Consider the following 22,143-nt stretch of genomic DNA (forward strand, 5'->3'; position numbering starts at 1 on the left):
GCGTTTTCAAGGACTGCGTCCCATCGCCGAGGTGCAGCGCAAGGGCGACAAGATGGAGGCCGTCTTCGGCATTTCGGGTGGACAGATCTCCTCGGACATGACCCGTGACGGCCGACGCGTAGAACTGGTCTTCCTGGGCCAGATCTTCGACGAGAAGGGAAAGGCGGTCAGCGACAAGCTCCCCATCAGCCGCTATTTTTCGATGAGCCTGAGCGATGACCAATACCAGGGCCTGACCAGCCAGGATCTGACGGGTCATCAGGAACTCGACCTGCCCCCCGGCACCTACAACCTGACGCTGGTGGCCGAGGACCGCGTGGCCGGAACCCTGGGCGCTCAGTCGGTGGAGTTCACGGTGTACTAAGAAGTCCGCGATGTCATAATCTCCCCTCGAATCGAAACCGACGCAAGCATTCGAGAAGGGAGCCGTGATGTCCAGCAGAGACTTTGGTGTGTTTTGGCTCGTCATCGCCCTGATGACGGCCAGCGGGATTTTGGCGCAGGAGGGCGAAGAAGCGGAGGCTTCGCCGGAGATCGATTTTTCCCAGCTTGAGTACCGGCATATCGGGCCCATCGGCAACCGGGTGTCGGCGGTGACGGGGGTTGCGGGGGACAGAAACGTCTACTTCGTGGGAGCGGCTTCGGGCGGGGTGTGGAAGTCGACTGATGCGGGAGTCCACTGGAAGCCGGTTTTCGACAAGCAGCCGGTGCAGTCGATCGGGTCCATCGCCGTGGCGCCCTCCGATCCCAACGTGGTCTGGGTGGGGACGGGCGAGTCCAAAGTGCGCTCCAACATTTCCCACGGGATGGGCGTCTACAAGTCGGTCGACGGGGGCGAGTCGTGGGAGCTGAAGGGGCTGGAAGAAGCGGGACGCATCTCGCGGGTGCTGATTCATCCTCACAATTCCGAGGTGGTGTACGTGGCGGCCCTGGGGCACCTTTACGGTCCTCAGGAGGTCAAGGGAGTGTGGCGGACGCGGGACGGGGGCGACAACTGGGAACAGGTGCTCTTCGTGGACGAGAACACAGGCCCCTCCGACCTGGTGATGGATCCCAACAATCCCCGTGTGCTGCTGGCGGGAATGTGGGAGATGGAAATCCGCACCTGGGGACGCACCAGCGGAGGCTCGGCGGGCGGACTCTTCATCTCCCGCGACGCCGGAGACTCCTGGGAAAAGCTCGCCGGCAAGGGCCTGCCCGACCCTCCCACAGGACGCATCGGCCTGAGCATGACGCCGGCCGATTCCTCCCGCATCTACGCCCTCATCGAAACCAACGTCAACCGCGACTTCGCCGAGTTGACCGAGCACCAGGGCGAGCTGTGGCGCTCGGACGACGGCGGAGGCCAGTGGAAGCTGATGAACTCCAACAACGCCTTGGTGCAGCGTCCTCACTACTACTCGCGGCTGGCGGCGGCGCCAGACGACGCCGACGAGGTGCACTTTCTGGCCACGCTGCACACCCGCTCGCTGGACGGGGGAAAGACCATCGAAGAGGTGGGAGCGGGAGGCGACCACCACGCCATCTGGATCGACCCCCTCATACCAGACCGCATCATCGTGGGACACGATCAGGGCATCAGCATCTCCGTCAACCGGGGCGAGAGCTGGATGCGTCCTCAACTGCCCATCGCCCAGATGTATCACGTGGCCACCGACAACGAGATTCCCTACAACGTCTACGGCAACCGTCAGGACGGAGCCTCGGCCCGCGGACCGTCCAACTCGCTGACCCCCGGCGAAATCCCCATCGGCGCCTGGCACAGCGTGGGCGGGTGCGAGTCGGGATTCGCCGTGCCCGACCCGGTCGATTCCAACATCGTCTGGTCGGGATGCTATGAAGGCATCCTCGACCGCTACGACCATCGCAGCGGACAGGCCCGCAACGTCATGGTCTGGCCCGACAATCCCGAGGGATGGGCCGCCGCGCCGCTGCGCTACCGCTTTCAATGGACCTTCCCGGTCACCATCTCGCCCCACGATCACCGGCGCGTCTACGTAGGCAGCCAGCATGTTCACGTGACCGAGGACGGGGGACAGTCCTACCGGGTCATCTCCCCCGACCTGACCAGCAACGACAAGTCCAAGCAGCAGAAAACAGGCGGACTCACCCCCGACGACGTCTCCCCCACCTACGCCGCCGTCCTCTTCGCCATCGCCGAATCGCCCCTCAATGAGGGCGAAATCTGGGCCGGCTCCAACGACGGCAAGCTGCATCTGAGCCGCGACGGCGGCGGGTCCTGGACCGACCTGAGCGGCAACCTGCCCGAGTGGCCCGAGTGGGGCACGGTATCCAACATCGAGCCCTCGCGCCATCGGCCGGGCAAGGCCTACCTGACGGTGGACGCCCATCAGGTCAACGACTTCGACCCCTACGTCTACCTGACCGAGGACTGGGGAGCGTCCTGGAAGCGCATCGACGCCGGACTGCCCCGCCACCCGCTGAGCTGGACCCACTGCGTGCGCGAAGACCCCCGGCGCGCCGGACTGCTCTACGTGGGCACCGAGAACGCCTTGCACGCCAGCTTCGACGACGGAGCCTCCTGGCAGAGCCTGCAGAACAACCTGCCCCACGCTCCCGTCCACTGGATCGACATCCAGCCCCACTTCAACGACCTGGTGGTGGCCACCTACGGACGCGGGTTCTGGATTCTCGACGACATCACTCCCTTGCAGCTCTGGGACCGGGATGCCCTGGGCGAAACGGCTCGCCTATTCCCTCCCCGCCCCGCCTACCGCTTCCGCTACAAGGAGCCGCCCCGCAGCCACCCCTACGACGCCGCGGCCGGAGACAACCCCGACTACGGCGCCACCATCCACTACTTTCTCCCGGGGGATGCCGAGGAGGAAGACGGCCAAGAGGATCCGGCAGAGAAGGAGGAAGCCAATGAAGCCGAGGACGCCGAGGACCGGGAAGTCCGCATCGAGATCCTGAATTCCGCCGGAGAGGTCGTCCGCACCTTGCCCGACCCCGACGAAGGACTCGACGAAGACACCCCGGGCGACCGCCCCTGGGGAAGCACCGATCCCCTTCCAGCCAAGCCCGGACTCAACCGGGTGGTTTGGGACTTGCGCCACGGCCCTTCCAAGCTGCCCCGCCTGCGCACCAAGCCCCTGGAGGCCTCGCGGACTTCCCTGCCCGACCGGGGCTGGCGTCCGCTGGTGGAAGGCTCGCGCATCGCCCCGCTGGCGGCTCCGGGAAGCTATACCGTCCGCCTCACGGTCGACGGCAGCAGCCATGAGCAGTCGCTGCAAGTGTTGGAAGACCCCCACAGCCCGGGCGGCCTGGATGAAGTGCGCCAGCAGGTCGACCTGGTGCTGGAATTGCGCTCCGACCTCGACCAGGTTGTGGACATGATCAACGAGATCGAGTGGATCCGCCGCCAACTCACCGACCTGCGGCAACGCCTGCAATCGCTGAAGGACGACTCCGTTCAGCCCGCCATCGACGCCGCCCAAGACCTCGATGAGCAATTGCAGGAGCTGGAAGGACGCTTCTTCGACCTGCGGCTGACCGGCGGCAACGCCTTTCAGGACACCTTGCGCTGGCCTCGCCGCCTCTACTCCAAGCTGGGATCGCTGGCCCGCTACATCCACCAGTCCGACTACCCCGCCACCGACCAGCAGCGGGAAGTCCACGGCCTCTACCAGGACCAAATCGCCCAAGCTCGATCCGACCTGGATGCTCTGCTGGCGCAACTCAGTGAATTCAACCAGACCCTAAGGGAATCGAACTTGAGCGGAGTCATCTCCAAGGATTAAGGCCTCAGTTGCCGGGTTTCAGGACCAAAATGCTGCATTACGGGAGTGTTGCACATCACGACCGGAGGCGTTTCATCGACGACAGTCACGGCGCCCTGGCAGGAGTCCTGCTGAGACTGGTCGTCCTCGACTGTATCCGGCAATTCGGTCTTGCCACCGGCAGATTGGTGCTGTCAGCGCTTGACGGCGTGGCGGCGCAGGGCCCGGTGGTTGCTGACATAGTCGGCGTCGGGAAAGCGCTTGCGGTACTTCTTGCGGGCGAAACCGGGGCCGCTGAGCAGAATGGGAATGCGGTAGGGATGGGCCGCTTCATAGAGGACGTTGTATTCCTTGGCCATCTTGTCCACTTTGCGCAATCGCTGGGCGGTCACGCAGATCAACTCGAAGGGCTCGTTCTTGACCAGGTCGGCCAGCAGGCTGAACCTGATGTGGTCGCCCACGTTGTAGACATCCCATCCTTCCACTTCCAGCACTCGCGAGATGGCATTGACGTGAAGCAGTCCGGGCGAGTCCAAGGAAGCGCACAGGGCCATTTTCCGGTGAGACTTGCGGCAGGTGAGGTTGGGAAAAAGGTAATGGACCGCGTCGTCCAAATTGATCTGCAACAGGCGCTGGTGGCCTTCTGAGACCGACTCGGAGCCGTCCTCGGCCCGAGCCGCTTCCATCACCGGAATCACCACCCGGTCGTAGATCTGACAAAGGCTGAGTCCGCGGATGTGCAGGCGTTCCAGCAGCACCCTCATCTTGCTGCGCCGATTCTGCAGCGCCAGGCGCAGCAAGGCTTGGTGGATGACGGGCATGTTCTTTTCGTTGACGGCCCGTTCGATCTCGGGATCTTCCCAATCGCCGTCCCGCAGCATGCCGGTGGCTTCGAATCCCTGCTTGTCCTGAAACTCGCTCAGTTCGCGGACGCGGAACTTGCGGTGACCGCCGGGGGTGCGCCGGCACTTGAGATCGCCCGAGTCGGCCCAGCGCTTGATGGTGGACGGACTGACATTCCACATCTCGGCGACCTCGCGTGTGGTGAAAAGGCGCTCACTCTTCATCAGCCAACGAATCCTTGGGACTGAACATCCCATCCTCTGCGAGTTTGCCCAGCGGTACGCGTCAGTGGTAGCCGTCTGCGGCGCCTCTCCTTGCAGCATTCGGACTTGGAAAATCAGCCTCTGCGTCGCGATGATAGGGGCTTCGGGGAGCACTGTCAAACCCCGTTCCCGCAGCCAAAGCCGAAATCAGCGATAATGCCCGCATATGACGTTGACCCGCATACTTTGGACGTCGTTCTTGGCCCTGCTACTCAGTTTTTCCGCCATGGCCGAAGACGACGAAAGACTACAGCTTGATAAGATTCAGTTGCCTCCCGGATTCAGCATCGAAGTCTTCACCGCCGACGTTCCCAACGCCCGTTCCTTGGCCCTGGGAGATCAGGGGACGGTCTTCGTGGGAACCCGCACCCGCGGATCGGTCTATGCGGTCGTCGACGAGGACGGCGACCATCGGGCCGACCGCGTCCACACCCTGGCTCGGGGACTGTTCATGCCCAACGGCGTGGCCTTCCGCCAGGGAGATCTCTATCTGGCCGAGGTCAACCGTGTGCTGGTCTACCGCGACATCGAGAGCCGCCTCGGCAATCCTCCCGACCCCGAAGTGGTGGTGGACGGGCTGCCCCGCGATAAGCACCACGGATGGAAGTTCATCGCCTTCGGGCCCGACGGGCGTCTCTACATCCCCATCGGCGCGCCCTGCAACATCTGCCACTCGCAGGATGAGCGCTATGCCACCATTTCGCGGGTCGATCGAGAAGGAAACTTCGAGATCTTCGCCCAGGGCGTGCGCAACTCGGTAGGGTTCGATTTTCATCCCCGGACCGGAGTCCTCTGGTTCACCGACAACGGACGCGACCTGATGGGCGACGAGATTCCCGCCGACGAACTCAACCGGGCTCCCGAGAAGGGCATGCACTTCGGCTATCCCTGGTGCCACCAGGGCGATATTCTCGATCCCCAGATCGGCCAGGACAAGAACTGCGACGACTATGTCGCACCTGCCCGCAAGCTGGGCCCTCACGTGGCCGCCATCGGCATGCGCTTTTACACCGGCGACATGTTTCCCGAGCAGTACAAGAACCAGATCTTCATCGCCGAGCATGGCTCCTGGAACCGCAGCACCCCCATCGGCTACCGAATCACTGTGGTTCGGGTAGCGGACGGCGAGGCCCTCTCCTATGAGACTCTGGCCGAGGGATGGCTGCAGGGCCGGGAGGCCTGGGGACGTCCAGCCGACGTCCAGGTCATGCCCGACGGAGCCTTGCTCATCTCCGACGACGAAGCCGGAGTCCTCTATCGCCTCAGTTACAGCCGCTGATCCCATCCGACCCCTGATATGACCCAAGAACGACTTCTCATCCAATCCAGGGCCGTAGAGCCCTTCATGAAAAACGGCTTCGTGCTGGCCTGCCGCGCCACAAAAGAGGCCGCCTACATCGATCCCGGCGACGAGGTGGAGCAATTGCTGCAGTGGATCGAGCAGAAGCAGCTCAAGCTGGTCTCGATTCCGCTGACCCACGCCCACCTCGATCACATCACGGGGGTGGCCAAGGTCAAGCACAAGCACGACGTGCCCATTTACCTGCACCCTGAAGACGCTCCTCTTTACCAGGGACTGGAGCAGCAGGGCATGATGTTCGGATTCCCCTGCGATCCCGCCCCTCCCTACGATCACGACCTGCATGAAGGGGATACCCTGAAGGTGGGCCAACTGACTGTGGACGTGATCCATACCCCTGGACATTCGCCAGGGGGCGTCTGCTTCGTGGCGGACCAGCACGTCTTTTGCGGCGATGCTGTCTTCGCAGGCTCCATCGGACGCACCGACTTGCCGGGAGGGGACTTCGAAACCCTTATCGCCAGCATCAAGAACAAGATCCTGCCCCTGGGCGACGACAAGATCCTTCACCCAGGCCACGGGCCCGACACTACCGTCGAACGCGAGCGGCGCAGCAATCCCTTCCTTACATGATCGAGACCGTTTTTTTCGACGCCGCCGGGACGCTCATCGAACTGAGGATGGGCGTGGGAGAGGCTTACGCCGGCCAGGCTGACTCGATGGGATGGAAACTTGACGATGCGGTTGCCATAGAGCAGCGCTTTCGAGAAAGTTTCTCGCAAGCCGAACCGATGACCTTTCCTGACGCAAGACCCCATGAAATCGAGGATTTGGAGCGGGAGTGGTGGCGTCAACGAGTAAGGGCAGCCCTAGGAAAATCGGCCCAGGATTCACGCTTCAACCCATTTTTCGATACAATCTATCGCTGGTTCGCCACTTCACAAGCTTGGCGTCCTGCAGAGGACGCCCACGAGGTGCTGAAGCAACTGTCGCTGCGCGGAATCCGCAGAGCGGTGGTATCTAACTTCGATTCCCGCCTGGAAGCGATTCTGCGGGAGTTGGACTTGCACCGGCACCTGGACGAGGTGATCTGGTCGAGCCGCGAGGGTGCGGCCAAGCCCGATCCGCGCCTGTTTGAAATCGCACTGCGGAGAACATGCTCGCAGCCTGCGCGCACGCTGCACGTGGGTGACCGTCCGCAGGATGATTACCGAGGAGCCGTCGAGGCCGGATTGCAGGCCCTTCTGCTCGATCCGTATGGAAAATACGCTTCCCGAGGAATGAAGACCATCCGGCGCCTCAACGACCTGATCGCCGTCGTCGAGCGTCACAATCGAGCTAGCCATGAGTAAAGAAACCATCCGCGTCGCACACAGCCCCGACAGCGACGATGCCTTCATGTTCTATGGCCTGGCCACGGGCAAAATCGATACCGGCGACTTCGACTTCGTGCATGAGCTTAAGGACATCGAGACGCTCAACCAGGCCGCCCTTCAGGGCGTCTACGAAGTGTCCGCCGTCAGCATTCACGGATACGCCTACCTGGCCGACCAGTACGCCCTCCTCAATTCGGGCGCCAGCATGGGGGACGGCTATGGTCCGGTGGTGGTAGGCCCCTCCACGGCCACCAACGACATCCGCTACAAGATTGTGGGAGTCCCCGGCGAGCGCACCTCGGCCTTTCTGGCCCTCAAGCTTTTCGAGCCCGAGTTCGACGCCCGCATCATCCCCTTTGACGAGATCATCCCGGCCGTGCAGCGCAAGGAGGTCGACATGGGCCTGGTCATCCACGAAGGCCAGCTCACCTTCCGGGAAGAAGGCCTGAAGAAGATCGTCGACCTGGGCGAATGGTGGAAGAAGGAGACCAGCCTTCCCCTCCCGCTGGGCGGCAACGTCATCCGCCGCGACCTGGGCGGGGAGACCATCAAGAAAGTCTCCGAACTGCTGCTGCAGTCCTACAAGTATTCCCTGGAAAACCGCGAAGAGGCGCTGGAATACGCTCTCCAGTTCGGGCGCGGACTGGAAGAAGAGGACGCCGACCGCTTCGTCTCCATGTACGTCAACGACCGTACTCTGGACTACGGCGAAGACGGCCGCCGCGCCGTCCAGCTCTTCCTCGACCGCGGCCACCAAGCCGGCATCATCCCCCACCGCGTCGAAGTCGAATTCGTGTAGCTCCCCGCTGCGCCACCCGCAGTTCTCTCGACTAAACCGCGTGGGTCGAGGTCTGTTCATACCCGCGTGTTAGGCTTCTAGAGTCAATGGGATATTCGCCTGTGCTGGTGCAGCGCACCGCCAGAAGTTGTGAGCCAGAGTTCTCTTTCCCGTCCCTGAAAGGGACAGATTCGCTAGCCCAGGGTCAGCCCCGGCGAGCGCAGGCGAGACGGCGGCGCCACCCTGGGTCCAGGACAGCCAGAGTCCAAACGCTGAAAGCGTGGGATAGCGGATCAGGGTGGCTCAGAACTTTCGGCGCACTGCACCAGTGGGCAGATTGAGTCTGACGGGCGGATCGGGAAACGGTGAAGAGGCAGGCAGGAGCGCTTTGATCATGGGTATGAAACCTCCCTTTTTTAAGACCCATCACGGAGTTCTTTACGACGCTGATTGTCTTGAGGTGCTCAGCCTCATGAAATCCGGCAAGGTCGATACGGTATTCGCCGACCCTCCTTTCAATCTTGGAAAGGACTACAAGAACGGGTTCAAGGACAAAGTAGGGCATGCCGAGTACCTTGCCTGGTGTCGACGGTGGATTCTTGAGTGCTGCCGAGTGTTGAAGCCTGGGGGCGCTTTTTTTCTTTACGCCACCCCGGAATTAGCCGTTCAGTTCGCTCCGATAATGGGAGAGATGCTTGAATTCCGGCACTGGATCGCGGTGTCCATGAAGGGAACCTATCCACGCGGCAAGAAGCTCTATCCCGCCCACTATGCTCTGCTCTATTACACTCGGGGGACGCCGCGGGTCTTCAACAAAGTGCGCCTTCCTATCGAAACCTGCCGCCATTGCGGAGGTGAGATCAAGGACTACGGCGGCCACCGCAACAAGATGCACCCAGACGGTGTCAATTTGACCGACTTTTGGTCGGACACTTCCCCGAATCGTCATAAGAAGTTCAAAGTTCGCCCTGGCGTCAATGAACTCAAGCTGATGATCCCCGAACGGGCCATCCTCATCTCGACGCAGCCGGAGGATCTGGTCTTTGATCCCTTTGGCGGAGGTGGTTCCACTTATCAGGCCGCCGAGAAGCATTTGCGCAACTGGGTCGGTACGGAGCTCTACGACTCCGAGCACATCCGAAAGCGCATCGAGGAGAGCTACCCTTTCTTCGCAGGCAAAGATCCGAGGTTCGACCTTCAGGAGCTATTCATCGATGAAGATAAGCAAGATGCGGTTCTACGGCGGATCAAGGAGAAAAGTCTGTCGCCTCGGTCTAGCGCACTTGTTTCTTGAGCTGCAGGAAATCCTCATGTCGACCGAGGTCTGCGTGCTGGAAAAGAAGCAGGCTAACGGGGCAGCTCGGGTGCGGGAATTGATCGACGCGACGTTCGGTCAATACCCGGAATGGGTTCAATCAAAGACAGGAGACATCGACTGGGTGAAGCGGCTGCGCTACAACGAGAGCATCGTTTCCAGGATCGGCGTCGAAATCCAAGTCTCGGGAAGAAGCGATCTGCTGGTGCGCGACATCATTCATATCCGCAACAAGCTGCACGACAGCCACATCGACATCGGGGTGATCGTCGTTCCGTCTGATCAGTTCGAATACTATCTGACCGATCGCGTCGCCAACTTCAGCCACGCCCTTCGCTACGTCGAAGAAGAACTCCGCGAGGCCCAGTCCTACCCCATCATCCTCATCGGCATCGAGCACGACGGCTATTCGGCACAACCCCTCCCAAAGAAACGAACCAATAGGGGGAAAAAGTAGACTTGGCGTGGGTCTGCTGCTCGAGAGCGGACGATCTCCGTGCCGCAGGCGAAGGCGAGCTGGCCGCGGCAGAATCTTACAGACACCCTCGGCGTCCCAAATTCGGGTCGGACTTGGCGGAGCCCTGTGAACGCCTTAGACCTGGAAGCTCATGCCGCAGGAGCAGGTTTCTTGGGCGTTGGGGTTTTGGAACTGGAAGCCCTGCTGCATGAAGTCGCCGGCCCAGTCGAGGGTCATGCCCTTGAGGAAGAGCAGGCTTTTCATGTCGACGAAGACGCGGGCGCCGTGGGCTTCGAAGACGGCGTCGGCAGGCTTTTGCTCCTGCTCGAAGCGCATGACGTAGTTGAGTCCGGCGCATCCCCCGCCTTTGACTCCCAGGCGCATCCCGCCGCTCTCGGGCAGGCCTTCTTTCTTGAGCCCCTCGCGAATGCGGTAGGCGGCCGATTCGGAAACTTGCACAGCCATACTCATGACTTACGAGTATATCGCAAATCCTAGAGGCTTAAGAAGAAGCAGAAAGAGAACCGCGCAGCGGTGACCCATTGGGCCGGCGACTTGGTCAAAAAATTTGGAAGGGTGATAAACTGAGCGAGCCCTCTCGAAAGGATTGCGCGTGTGACACGATTCTTCTTCCGACTGATTTGCGCCAACAGTTTTTCGAAAGGACTCGCTCGACTGTATGCACGCTAAGGATGGACCAGTTGGGGCGCTGGAGTCCTGAAAATTCCACGAAAAAACGACGAAATCCGCCAGTTGAGTGGGCTGTGGGGGGCTCGATGACCTGTGAACGCAACATTCGCTACTGCTTCGAACCAGGCTTCGCCCTGAGCCTGTCGATGGAAGCCCTCTACCGCGACGGAGAAAATCTCAGCCTGCGCCCCAAGACCTTCGAGACCCTGCGCTTCCTTCTGCAGAATCCCGGCCGCCTGGTCACCAAAGCCGAACTGATGGAGCAGGTCTGGTCGGACGCGGCCGTCACCGACGACGTGCTGGTGCAGAGCATTGCCGACATCCGCAGAGCGCTGGGAGATGACGCCCGCAACCCGGCCTTCGTGCAGACCGTCCCCCGACGCGGCTACATCTTCATGAAAAAGGTGCGGATGGAAAGAGAAAGAGAGGCGGAAAGCGCTTCACCGCCTCCTCCGGATCAATCGACCAGGCCGGTCGAGCAAGCGGTCCCGGCGGCCGACGGGAAAGCCCGCATGGGATACCTCATCCCGGCCCTGCTGCTGATTTTTACGGTGGTGGCGCTGGCCCTGTGGCAGTTGTTGACGCTGTGGAACGAGGACACCCGGCCACAAGACCGCACCCATCCTCTAGCCATGGCTGTGCTGCCATTCGACGTGCGATCCGATCAAGAGGCCAATCAATGGCTCAGCATGGGACTGGCCGACATGATCAGCACCGGCCTTTGGAACTCTCCCGGACTGGAGGTGGTCTCGCGGCGCCGTCTCAGCGAGGCCGGCGTGGAGGGTCCTGTGAGCGGGAAGCGGGCTGTAGAAGCCGTGCGCAGGGCCGGTGCCGAGCGCTTCATCAGCGGACACTTTTACCGCCTGGGCGACAAGATTGAGATCAACGCCTCGCTGATGGACGCCGTCAGCGGCGAAACCGCCTTCACCCTGCGCGAGCGGCTCAACTCCACCGACGATATCTTTCAGGCGGTGGACGCCATTTGTCTCAAGGTGTTGCAGAACCTGGCGGTTGAGCGCGGGCTGCATCCGCCCCGAGGCAGCGACATCACCGAGTTCACCACGCCCTCGCTGGAAGCCTACCGCCACTACATCACCGGACTCGACCACTTCCTGCGGGGCGGGCAAAACGGCGCTGAACAAGCCCGCCTGGAACTGGAGCAGGCCATTCAGATCGACCCCTCCTTCGCCATGGCCTACTTCAAGCTGGCCCAGGTCGAGCACTGGGCCGCCTCCTGGGGCTACAGTCAGGGCGAAGCCATTCAGGCCCTTTCCCGGGCATTGCCTTTCAGCGATGAACTCCCGGAGAAAGAGCGGCTGCTCCTGCTGGGCCTGAAGGCCCTGTGGATCGACAGCAGTCCCGACCAGGCATTGGCGACGTGGGAGGAATTGAGCGAACGCTATCCCGTCTTCGCCGCCGAAGCCGGAATCCCCAGCATGATCGTGCGGGTGCTGGTGGCGCGGGGCGAACTGGAGCAGGCCATCCGTCATGGCGAAGCCCAGTTGGGCAGCGCCTTTCTGGCCGCCGACGAGCGCTCCCGCCTGTGTGCCTCCCTGGCCATGGGCCACCGAAGTTGGGGCGATTTGGAAGAGGCGGTGGAACTGGGCCAGCAGGCCGTACGCCTGTGGCCTCTCAAGGAAGGCAGCGTCTACGCCAACCAACTCATCAACCTGGGACGCTTCTACATCGACGTTGGGCAACGGGAAAAGGCCTACAAGTGCTTTCAGCAGGCCCGCGGGCCGGCCGTCGCCGACGCGGCCAACCTGACCGACCTGGGCTGGGGATACTACATGGCAGGCGACCTCGAGGAGGCGCTGGGATTGGGCCAGGCGGCCCTCAAAGTCGATCCCGAATACGGCAACGCCCATCACCTGATGGGATGGATCCACCTGGCGCAGGAGCGCTACTCTCAGGCCGCGGCCAGTCTGACCTGGGCCTTCGAGCGCACTCCGCCCCAGTTCGGATGGAGCTTTCACGGCATCCTGGAAGCCGACCTGCCTGCTCTCTATTACTCGGGCGTGGCCTACCAGAAGCTGGGGAAGAACAACCTGGCCAGCATGATTTTCAACCAGGTCATCAAGCGCTGCCGCGACCTGCGTCGGGCCTGGAAGGGCAAGAACCGTCCGGCCCTGGACGTCGTCCAGACCCACACTTACGAGGGCCTGGCCCTTTGCCGTCTGGGCGATTACGAGGATTGCCTGGAGACGGTGCATAGGGTTCCGCCCGAGATCTCCCGCTACTACGAACTGTCCCAGCACCTGGCCCGCATTTACGCCCTGCTCGACCGTCCCCAGGAATCGCTCGACTGGCTTGAAAAGTCCATCCAGGCGGGCAACCGTCAATTCCAGCATCTTCGCGACAATCCGGACTTCGACAAGCTGCGCACGCAGCCCCGTTTCCGCCGCCTGGTCGAGATCCCCGACTCCTCCCCACGCGCCGGCCGCTAAGAGACGACTGATTCCAAAGTTCGAACCTTGAGCAGGCTTTGCCGTATGTTAGGTAAGCGAAACCGGAATGGATTTCAGGAGGGTGGTCATGACACTGGACCGACGCGACTTCATTTTTCTAGCCGCCGGCACCATCGCGGCTCACGAAAGTCTTCCTTGGGGCCGGGCGGCGACGACCTCGGCCGATCCCCGCATCTTAAGCCTCCAACTGGTCAGCGGGGCCACGGTGGCCGAGATGAAGGAGTTCTATCAAGGGCTCCTGGGCCTGGCGGTGACCGATCAGGACGACCGCCGTCTGACGGTGCAGGCCGGCAAGACCCCCATCACCTTCACGCACCGGGATGACGGTTTGCGGCGGCCCTTCTATCACTTCGCCTTCAACATCCCCGAGAACAAGGTGGTGGCATCACGCGACTGGCAACGAGAGCGGACGCCGCTTATGACAATCCCCTCCCGCTTAAGGGATCCCGACTATCCCGACGACGTGGTCCATTTCAGGAACTGGAACGCCCACTCGGTCTTCTTCCTGGATCCCGCGGGCAACGTGGTCGAGTACATCGGCCGCCACGACCTCGACAACGCCGCCTCGGGAAGCTTCAGCAGCAAGGACATCCTCTACGCCAGCGAAATCGGCCTGGTCGTCGACGACGTGCCCCGGGCCGCCGGGCAGGTGGGAAAGCTGGCGGGCGTCAGCGAGTATCGGGGACGCAGCGACGTCTTTACGGCCATGGGGGACGAGGGCGGTCTGCTGCTGGTGATGAAGCGCGGCCGAAACCTCAACTTCGACTCCTCCTCGCAAGAAATGGCGGCGGGAATCTTTCCCACAGAGGTCCGTGTCAAGGGTCCCCGCGCGGGACGCTTTTCCTTCCCCGACTACCCTTATCACCTGGCGGTCGAGGAGTAGCGGCGCCGGTCCTCCTCAGCGAACCGAACTGGAATTGGAATCGGTTCCGGGCAGTCGCGTGTCGTTGCGGATGCGTGCCGCCAGGGTCTGGTAGCGGGCGTCGAACTCGACCAGGGGGACGGCCGGTCCGCTCATCCCCCGATGTAGAGCGGACCGGCCAGTTCATTCCAGGCGAGGATGTAGCGCCGCCGGCAAGCCGGCTGGTTGCGCCGCGGGGGAACCTTTCCTTTGAGAACCCGTATAATAGGACACTGGTATTCGTTCCTGTTCGGAAATCTCGGGAGGTAGGAAACCCTCATGAAAAGCAACCGCTTCAGCCTGTTGACAGGCCTGCTGGTAGTGTGCCTGGTGAGCCTGGGCCCCGCCCTGGCCTCAGACGACCTCAAACCCGGCAAACCCGATCTGAAATCGATCGGCGCCATGACCTTTGCGCCCGACGGCACCCTCTTTCTGGCCGATTCGGAAGGCGCGGCCGTCTTCGCGGTCGATGTCCAGGACACGGCTTCGCCCAGCGGCGACGAACTGGGCCGCGGAGACATCGTGACCGACATCGAGACCAAGATCGGCGCCCTCTTGGGGACTTCGTCCGACCAGATCCGCATCAACGAACTGGTCGTCCACCCCAAGTCCAAACGCATGTACATGTCGGTCACCCGCGGACGGGGCGACTCGGCCGTTCCGGTCCTGGTTCGGGCCGACGCCAAGGGCGACCTGGAAGAGGTCGAGCTCGACAACATTCCCTTCGCCAAGGCCTCTATCGACAACGCCCCCGCCGAGGACGCCACCGACCGCCGCGGACGCCGCTTGCGCACCAACACCATCAGCGATGTGCGCTTCAATGACGGAGTCCTCTACGTAGCCGGGCTCTCCAACGAGGAGTTCGCCTCCTCCTTGCGCCGCATCCCTTATCCCTTCGGCGGCAAGGCGGCTTCTTCGACGCTGGAGATCTATCACGTGGCCCACGGCCAGTACGAGACTCACGCGCCCATCCGCACCTTCATGCCCTTCAGCCTGGGCGGCGAACCCCACATCCTGGCCTCTTACACCTGCACGCCGCTGGTGGCCTTCCCCGTCAAGGACCTGGCCGACGGAGAGCACGTCAAGGGAAGCACTTTGGCCGAGCTGGGCGCCGGCAACACGCCGCTGGACATGCTCACCTACAAGAAGGGCGAAAAGACCTATCTGCTGCTGGCCAACAGCAACCGCAACATGATGCGCATCGACGTCGAGGACATGCTGGGCGCCCCTTCGCTGACCGAGCCCCTGCCCGAGATGGACATCGGCTTAACCAGGGGAGTGCCTTACAAGTCGCTGCCCGGCACCGGCATCCTGCACATCGACAACTACGACGATGAGACCTTCGTCATGCTGACGCGCGACAGCGAAACCGGCGAACTCAATCTCGTCCCCCGTCCCAAGCGCTGGATGTAAGCGCACATGGAGCGATGGTTGAATATGACAATGCCCGGCCTGGCACTCTTGCTCTCGGTGCTGGCCGGGTCCGCGCCTTGCTGGCTGTCCGCTCAGGAGGCGGCGGCACAACTGCGCTTTGAGGACGGCTCGCTCGAGGTTGCCGCTCTAGCTGACGATTTCCTCGAGCAAGTGCAGGCATCGCCCGGCCAATGCCTGGATCTGCTGGCGGTGTGGACCGGCAGCCGGGTTCCCCCGGCCGAGAGCAAAGTGCCCCAGGTTTCAGGGGGATGCCGCGTACGCGGCCAGAGCCTGGTCTTCGTGCCACGCTATCCCTGGACACCGGGGGTGGAGTACGTCGCCCTCTGGCGTTCGGCCGACGGTCCTGTCTCGCTTCCCTTCTCCATCCCCAAACCCGATCTGCCCCGCCGAACCCGGGTGGTGGCCATTCATCCCGGCAGCGACCTGCTGCCCATGAACCTGCTGCGCATCTACGTGCAGTTCTCGCATTCCATGAGCAGGGGACAGGCTTATCAGCATATTCACTTGCTGGACGACGAAGGCCGCCGGGTGCCTCACGCCTTCCTCGACCTGCGCCCCGAGTTGTGGGACCCGCAGACGCGGCGTTTCACCCTGCTTTTCGATCCCGGACGCATCAAGCGCGGGCTGGAACCCCATCAGCAACTGGGACTTCCCTTCTATCCCGGACGCAGCTACCGGCTGGTCATCGACTCGGGCTGGGAGGACGGGCGGGGCGTCCGCTTGCTGGAGGGCGCCGAGAAAGCTTTCCGCATCGGCGACGCCGACCGGACTTCTCCGCAGCCCAGCCATTGGAAGCTCGAGCTTCCCGCGGCCGGCACGCGGTCACAACTGCGCGTCCGCTTTACCGAACCCCTCGACCATGCCTTGGCCAGGCGTCTGATCGATGTCGAGCGGGGCGGCGAGGGGGATTGGGAACCCGTTGAAGGGACGGTCGAGACGGAAGAGGACGATCAGGTCTGGATCTTCCGTCCCTCGGGCGAATGGACCGCAGGCGACTACCGCCTCTCGGTAGGGGCCTGGCTGGAAGACCTGGCGGGCAACAACCTCAACCGTCCCTTCGATTACGATCTCGAATCGCGTCAGCAGGTCCACGAACAGCAGAGATTCTATCGTCCCTTTCGGCTCAGCCACTAGCCCCGAGGCTGATCTTTGCTATCATCCTTCGGATGTCGAACAAGCCCAAGACAGCTATTACGCCGACGCGTGAAGAGAATTACCCCGAGTGGTATCAGCAGGTCGTCAAGGCCGCCGAGATGGCCGAGAATTCGCCGGTGCGGGGATGCATGGTCATCAAGCCCTGGGGATACGCCATCTGGGAGAACATCAAGAAGGCCCTCGACGACCGTTTCAAAGCCACCGGACACGAGAACGCTTACTTCCCGCTCTTCATTCCGCTCAGCTTCATCCAGAAAGAGGCCGACCACGTGGAGGGGTTCGCCAAGGAATGCGCCGTGGTCACCCATCACCGCCTTAAAGAGGGGCCCGACGGCGGGCTCATTCCCGACGGCGAGCTTGAGGAGCCGCTGGTGGTGCGTCCCACTTCTGAGACCATCATCGGCGAGATGTTCGCCAAGTGGATCCAGTCCTACCGCGACCTGCCCCTGCTCATCAACCAGTGGGCCAACGTGGTGCGTTGGGAGCTGCGCACCAGGCTGTTTTTGCGCACCACCGAGTTCCTCTGGCAGGAGGGGCATACCGCCCACGCCACCCGCGAGGAAGCCATCGAGGAGCAGATCCGCATGTTGGGCGTCTACGCCGAGGTAGCCGAAGACGTCATGGCCATGCCCGTCCTGAGGGGGCACAAGACGCCCAGCGAACGCTTTCCCGGAGCCGTCGACTCGCTCTGCATCGAAGCCATGATGCAGGACCGCAAGGCATTGCAGTCGGGCACCTCGCATTTCCTGGGACAGAACTTCGCCAAGGCTTCAGAGATCAAGTTCCAGAGCGACGAGGGACAGGAGGAGTACGTCTGGACCACTTCCTGGGGCGTCTCCACGCGCCTGGTGGGCGGACTGGTCATGACCCACAGCGACGACGACGGACTGGTGCTGCCTCCACGCGTGGCTCCCCAGCATGTCGTCATCCTGCCCGTCATCCACAACGACGAGGTGCGCGGCGAGGTCATGGACTACTGCCGCAAGCTCAAGAAGGAACTGGAGGATCAGCGATACATGGGCGAGCCCGTGCGGGTGCACATCGACGACCGCGACCTGCGCGGCGGCGAAAAGACCTGGAGCTGGATCAAGAAGGGCGTCCCCATCCGGCTGGAGGTGGGTCCCCGCGACATCGCCAAGGACTCGGTCTTCATGGGACGGCGGGACAAGGGTGCCAAGGAGCGCTCGGGCGTCCCCCGCGGCGAATTCGTCCAGACGGTGGCCGGGGCGCTGGAAGGCATCCAGTCTGCCTTGCTGGCCCAAGCCGCCGCCTTCCGCGACGCCAACACCGTCACCATCGACTCCAAGGACGACTTCTACGACTTTTTCACGCCCAAGAGCAAGGACGCCGAGCGTCCCGAGATCCACGGCGGATTCGCCCTGGCCCACTGGAGCGGCGACCACGCCGAAGAAGAGCAAGCCGCCAAGGACCTCAGCGTCTCCATCCGCTGCATCCCCCTGGACGCCCAGGAAGAGCCGGGAAAATGCGTCCTCTCCGGCAAGCCCTCCACCCGCCGAGTCGTCTGGGCCAAAGCCTACTAGGGCAGTGCGTCAGACGTTTTGAGCCACCCTGTGGCGTTATCCCACGCTTTCAGCGTTCGCACATTGGCCGTCTGAAACCCAGGGTGGCGCCGCCGTCTCGCTGGCGCTCGCCGGGGCTGACCCTGGGCTAGCGAATCTGTCCCTTTCAGGGACAAAAAACGACGGCCCTGGCTCAGAACTTATGACCGGCAGCACTACGGCCACTTGGTGGCCAACAAGTTCACACAGGAATCAAGGTTCAGCGACCGCGCTGAAGGCCTAATGGCTCTCGGCGGTATGAGGCTGCTAGCCAGGCCTCTACTAGATCATGGATGCTTTGCTTTGAAGATCAGCCGCTAGCCGCCTTGAAAAGCGGCAGAGAAGACCTGCAAGGTTCCTGCCCTCAAGCGCCATCCCACACCGGCCGCAGGCGGAGCCCTTTCAGAAGATTTCCATTTGCTCTTCGGCGTCAGAAATTCTATAGTTTTTACTATGGAGCGGAGTCGTCGTTTACCTTGGCAAAAATGTCGCGGCCTGCCGTCGTCCCTGTTGAGGACGGCTCCCGCTGGCGACTATGCCTGGCGCGCCCCACGGCCGAGGCAGTGAACTTATGAATCATGCCTGCTCATGAGGGACAGCCACCATCAACAACTCTGGTTCCTTTCTGCACAAGAATCTGCTTAATCTTTTCCACTTCAGCTTTGCCCGGAGGTAAGGAAATGTCTCTTCCAAGTCCCATCCAGACCCGCTCCCAGACGGCGGGTCGTTTACAAACCCTGCTGGCCGTCTGCCTGATGGCGGCGGCGCTCAACCCGGTCCTGTTTGCCCAACCCGTATTCGAGGGAGTGGAAACGGCCTCGGCCGCCGTTCCCCCCACGGGAGTGGGCATCACGGTCAACGTGCCGGCCGGTTCGGCGGGCGATCTGCTCATCGCCGTGTGGGGAATCGCCATCAATCCATTGACGGGCACGCCTGCCGGCTGGACCGCCATTCCTGGACTGGCGGGATTCAATGGCGCCACCTGCACCGGCATCGACTGCCAGATCAACGTCTTCTACAGAATCTCCGACGGAACCGAGACCTCGGTGACCTTCGGCTTCACCGGTTCGCCCGGCGGACCCCGATCCCAGGTGGGCGCGGTTTTGCGTTACTCGGGCACCCATGCCACCGATCCCATCGGACCGGTGGCTGAGCAGTCGGGCTCGGGAGGATCGCCGGTGGCCCCGGCCATTGTCACCACCGAGGACGACACGCGCGTGCTGCGCCTGGCCCTCTCCAGCGGCCTCGCGCTGCTCACCAACCCGCCCGCCGATCAGCGCTTCAACATCGGTTCGGGTATGGGCGGAGACGTTGCGGTGGTCATGGCCGGCTCGGACGCCTTGCAGGCCGTGGCGGGCAACACCGGCACCGCGTCCTGGTCGGACGGAGAGAATTGGGTGGCGGCCACTGTCGCCATCCGTCCTGAAGCGGCCATCGTGGACGCCGACTTGTCGATCTCCAAGAACGATGGCGAGATCAAGGTCAACCCGGGCGACACCATTACCTACACCATCGTAGTCTCCAACGATGCCGCCGGCAACGACGTAATGGGAGCGGCGGTGGACGACATATTCCCCTCCGACCTGACCTGCACCTGGACCTGCATGGCCTCTGCCGGATCGGGCTGCACGGCCGGACCGGTCAACGGCGACATCGCCGATACCGTCGACTTGCTGGCGGGAGGCACCGCCACCTACAGCGCGGAGTGCGACATCGACGGGTCGGCCTCGGGAAGCATCTCGAATACGGCCACGGTGACGGCTCCGATGGGGGTCAACGACACCGACGGCGGCAACAACGACGCCCAGGACGTCACTCAGCTCAACATCGCCCCTATGGCCGTGTGCGCCGACGTGACAGTCGATGTCGATCCGCTTCCCGACACCTCCTGCAGCGCCTCGGCAGCCTCGATCGACGGCGGCACCTTCGACCCCGATGGAGACATGATCACCATCGTCGAAAGCCCGTCGCCCCCCTATTCCCTGGGAGACACGATGGTCACGCTGAGCGTCACCGACGCCCTGGGCCTTTCGGACGAATGCTCCGCAACCGTCACGGTGGAAGACAATACCGACCCGCTCATTACGGCTCCCGATGACATCCTCAACCTGGAGTGCACTTCGCCCATGGGAACCCCGGCTGATCTGGGCATGCCTACCGTGGCCGATTCCTGTCCCACCATGACGAGCAATGATGCGCCGGCCCTCTTCCCGCTAGGCAACACCGCCGTCACCTGGACGGCCACCGACAGCAGCGGCAACTCCGCCAGCGACACCCAGCTTGTGCAGGTGGTCGATACCACCGAGCCCGTGATCGCGTGCAACAGCCCCGCCACCATCACGCCTCCCGACGCCCCCATTTCCTTTTCGGCGACCGCCACCGACGTCTGCGCCGGCGACGTGACGGCACAGATCACCGCCTACGGCTGCGCCTCCATCAACGGCGCCGGAAAGGTCATCGACAAGACCGAATCCTGCATCGTCTCTTTCCAGGGCGACACCGTCACCATCGACGACGTGGGAGGCGTCGGCACCACCATCTTCTGGGACGTCACCGCCAGCGACGGCAACGGCAACACCGCCACAACCACCTGCCAAGTCCAAGTGGCCCATCCCTAACCCAACCCTTCCGCCGCACACAAGAAGGCCGGGCGAGTGCCACTCGCCCGGCCCTCCTCACCCAATCGCAAAGCCGACCCCGATGGAGAGACCCACCGGCCCCCCCGCTGTCCGTTCGCTGGATTCGTTCACTCGAGAGCTACTGCCGAAGTGCACCGATTCCGTAGATGCGCCAAGGCCTATTGATCCTCCAGAGTCTTAACGTAAGGAGTGCAAGCCCCCCCTCTGCAGAACGTCAAATCAAAGCCCTGAGGCACCCTCCCGCTTCAGGACCGTACTGCTGGGTCAGGTAGTGCAGGTAGTTGCACAGGTGGTGCTGCCAGAAGAAATCGAACTGGTTGTACTTCTTGTCGGCAGGATTGCCTCCCGGCTGGGCGAAGACGGGCACCAGGGCGCCCGCTTTGGCGTAGTTGAGGCTGGGAAGCAACATCGACAAGAGGTCGTCGAGGAGACTGGTGAAAGTCGAGGCCTCGAAAGTCGCATCGCCCTGCGCCCCCACACCTGAAGCCGTCAGGGCAAAGGTGGCCTTGGGCACGTCTGCTTTCAGATCGCCGATGATTTTTTCCAGCAGATTCTTGATGTCGTTCCAAACCGCCTTGAAGCCCTCATCAAACTCTTCCAACAGCTTCTTAAGCTCGGCGGGAATGGCGGGATTGACCTGTCCTGAAAACTCATAGACGGGATTGGGCGTGTTGACCGTCCCAAAAGTCTGCAAGGTCAGCGGAACCTGGGGCACCCACCCCTGGCTGTTGACCACCGAATAGCAAAACCCCATCACCGAAGCCACCTGATCGAGGTCGTAGGCGTAGTGGTCATTGCCGGGCTTGGCGGGGGCGAAGGCGTAGGTCTTGTAAGTGGACTTAAAGGCGCCGGTGTGGTTGACCAGCGAGGTCAGCAGGAGAGCCAGCGAGGCTCCCTGGCTGTGTCCCGTGATGTAGATCTCGGCATCGGGATTGAGCGCCAACTCGGTCAACGTGGCGGCCAGCGGCCTGTCGGTAGTGACCAGCATCAAGAGCAGTCCCAGCAGAAAGCCGGCATGCACCCCGGCCACCACCTTGCTGTCTCCCTCATCGCGGGCCAGGTTGATGCTGAGCGGAAATCCCTTGATGCCGATGCGGGCCTTGACCAGCGGCAGCAGCAGGTCGGCCAGGATGCTGGGCGTCGTATTGACGGTTCCGCGGATGGCGATCACATGCTGGTTGGGATTGTCGGTGTTCTTGAGCACCTGCCAGAAATTGTCCAGCAG

Annotated in this window: 17 protein-coding genes; 14 read left to right on the plus strand and 3 right to left on the minus strand. The window is 62.5% G+C overall.

From position 1 onward, the window contains the following. Both VLU25_09295 and VLU25_09300 read left to right on the plus strand, forming a co-directional pair. On the plus strand, window positions 1-364 hold a 364-nt coding region (locus VLU25_09295; GenBank protein HSR68126.1), incomplete at its 5' end, for a hypothetical protein. Window positions 365-431: 67 nt separating this feature from the next. After that, window positions 432-3,761 (plus strand): sialidase, encoded by a 3,330-nt coding sequence (locus tag VLU25_09300; GenBank protein HSR68127.1) that lies wholly within the window; start codon window positions 432-434, stop codon window positions 3,759-3,761. A gap of 173 nt (window positions 3,762-3,934) precedes the next feature. Here VLU25_09300 and VLU25_09305 read toward each other — a convergent pair whose 3' ends face one another. Further along, window positions 3,935-4,807, minus strand: coding sequence for a helix-turn-helix domain-containing protein (locus VLU25_09305; protein HSR68128.1), 873 nt, complete (start codon window positions 4,805-4,807; stop codon window positions 3,935-3,937). A 265-nt stretch (window positions 4,808-5,072) separates the two neighbouring features. Here VLU25_09305 and VLU25_09310 point away from each other — a divergent pair, with 265 nt between their 5' ends. The 6 genes from VLU25_09310 to VLU25_09335 all read left to right on the plus strand — a co-directional run bounded on the left by VLU25_09310 (window position 5,073) and on the right by VLU25_09335 (window position 10,072). Continuing rightward, window positions 5,073-6,125, plus strand: coding sequence for a PQQ-dependent sugar dehydrogenase (locus VLU25_09310; protein ID HSR68129.1), 1,053 nt, complete (start codon window positions 5,073-5,075; stop codon window positions 6,123-6,125). A gap of 66 nt (window positions 6,126-6,191) precedes the next feature. Beyond that, a complete protein-coding gene (locus tag VLU25_09315) occupies window positions 6,192-6,779 on the plus strand; it encodes an MBL fold metallo-hydrolase (protein HSR68130.1) in 588 nt (195 codons plus the stop codon). Then, complete coding sequence (locus VLU25_09320) at window positions 6,776-7,498, plus strand: HAD-IA family hydrolase (protein ID HSR68131.1); 723 nt, start codon at window positions 6,776-6,778, stop codon at window positions 7,496-7,498. The genes VLU25_09315 and VLU25_09320 overlap by 4 nt, the downstream gene beginning before the upstream one ends. Then, a complete protein-coding gene (locus tag VLU25_09325) occupies window positions 7,491-8,321 on the plus strand; it encodes an MqnA/MqnD/SBP family protein (protein HSR68132.1) in 831 nt (276 codons plus the stop codon). The genes VLU25_09320 and VLU25_09325 overlap by 8 nt, the downstream gene beginning before the upstream one ends. Window positions 8,322-8,772: 451 nt before the next feature. Further along, complete coding sequence (locus VLU25_09330; GenBank protein ID HSR68133.1) at window positions 8,773-9,594, plus strand: site-specific DNA-methyltransferase; 822 nt, start codon at window positions 8,773-8,775, stop codon at window positions 9,592-9,594. A gap of 16 nt (window positions 9,595-9,610) precedes the next feature. Next, entirely contained in the window at window positions 9,611-10,072 is a 462-nt protein-coding gene (locus VLU25_09335; GenBank protein ID HSR68134.1) for a BglII/BstYI family type II restriction endonuclease, read from the plus strand. Window positions 10,073-10,207: 135 nt separating this feature from the next. Here VLU25_09335 and VLU25_09340 read toward each other — a convergent pair whose 3' ends face one another. Next, window positions 10,208-10,531: an iron-sulfur cluster assembly accessory protein gene (locus tag VLU25_09340; GenBank protein ID HSR68135.1), complete on the minus strand. Its 324-nt coding sequence runs from the start codon at window positions 10,529-10,531 to the stop codon at window positions 10,208-10,210. A gap of 317 nt (window positions 10,532-10,848) precedes the next feature. Between VLU25_09340 and VLU25_09345 the strand changes: the two genes are divergently transcribed. From VLU25_09345 to VLU25_09370, 6 genes are all read left to right on the plus strand, one after another. Further along, window positions 10,849-13,209, plus strand: a complete 2,361-nt coding sequence (locus tag VLU25_09345; protein HSR68136.1) for a winged helix-turn-helix domain-containing protein — start codon at window positions 10,849-10,851, stop codon at window positions 13,207-13,209. A gap of 88 nt (window positions 13,210-13,297) precedes the next feature. Beyond that, window positions 13,298-14,113, plus strand: a complete 816-nt coding sequence (locus VLU25_09350; protein HSR68137.1) for a ring-cleaving dioxygenase — start codon at window positions 13,298-13,300, stop codon at window positions 14,111-14,113. Between the two features lie 297 nt (window positions 14,114-14,410). Then, window positions 14,411-15,544, plus strand: a complete 1,134-nt coding sequence (locus tag VLU25_09355) for a hypothetical protein (protein HSR68138.1) — start codon at window positions 14,411-14,413, stop codon at window positions 15,542-15,544. 30 nt (window positions 15,545-15,574) lie between these two features. Beyond that, entirely contained in the window at window positions 15,575-16,699 is a 1,125-nt protein-coding gene (locus VLU25_09360) for an Ig-like domain-containing protein (GenBank protein ID HSR68139.1), read from the plus strand. Between the two features lie 32 nt (window positions 16,700-16,731). After that, a complete protein-coding gene (gene proS / locus VLU25_09365; GenBank protein HSR68140.1) occupies window positions 16,732-18,261 on the plus strand; it encodes a proline--tRNA ligase in 1,530 nt (509 codons plus the stop codon). A gap of 698 nt (window positions 18,262-18,959) precedes the next feature. Next, the gene (locus VLU25_09370) at window positions 18,960-20,897 is read left to right on the plus strand and encodes a hypothetical protein (protein ID HSR68141.1); all 1,938 of its coding nucleotides are present in this window, start codon (window positions 18,960-18,962) and stop codon (window positions 20,895-20,897) included. Between the two features lie 235 nt (window positions 20,898-21,132). On the opposite strand, the gene VLU25_09375 is transcribed toward VLU25_09370, so the two are convergent. Further along, on the minus strand, window positions 21,133-22,143 hold a 1,011-nt coding region (locus tag VLU25_09375; GenBank protein HSR68142.1), incomplete at its 5' end, for a hypothetical protein.

The sequence above is a fragment of the Acidobacteriota bacterium genome (assembly GCA_035471785.1).
GTDB lineage: Bacteria > Acidobacteriota > UBA6911 > RPQK01 > DATIPO01 > JANQFM01.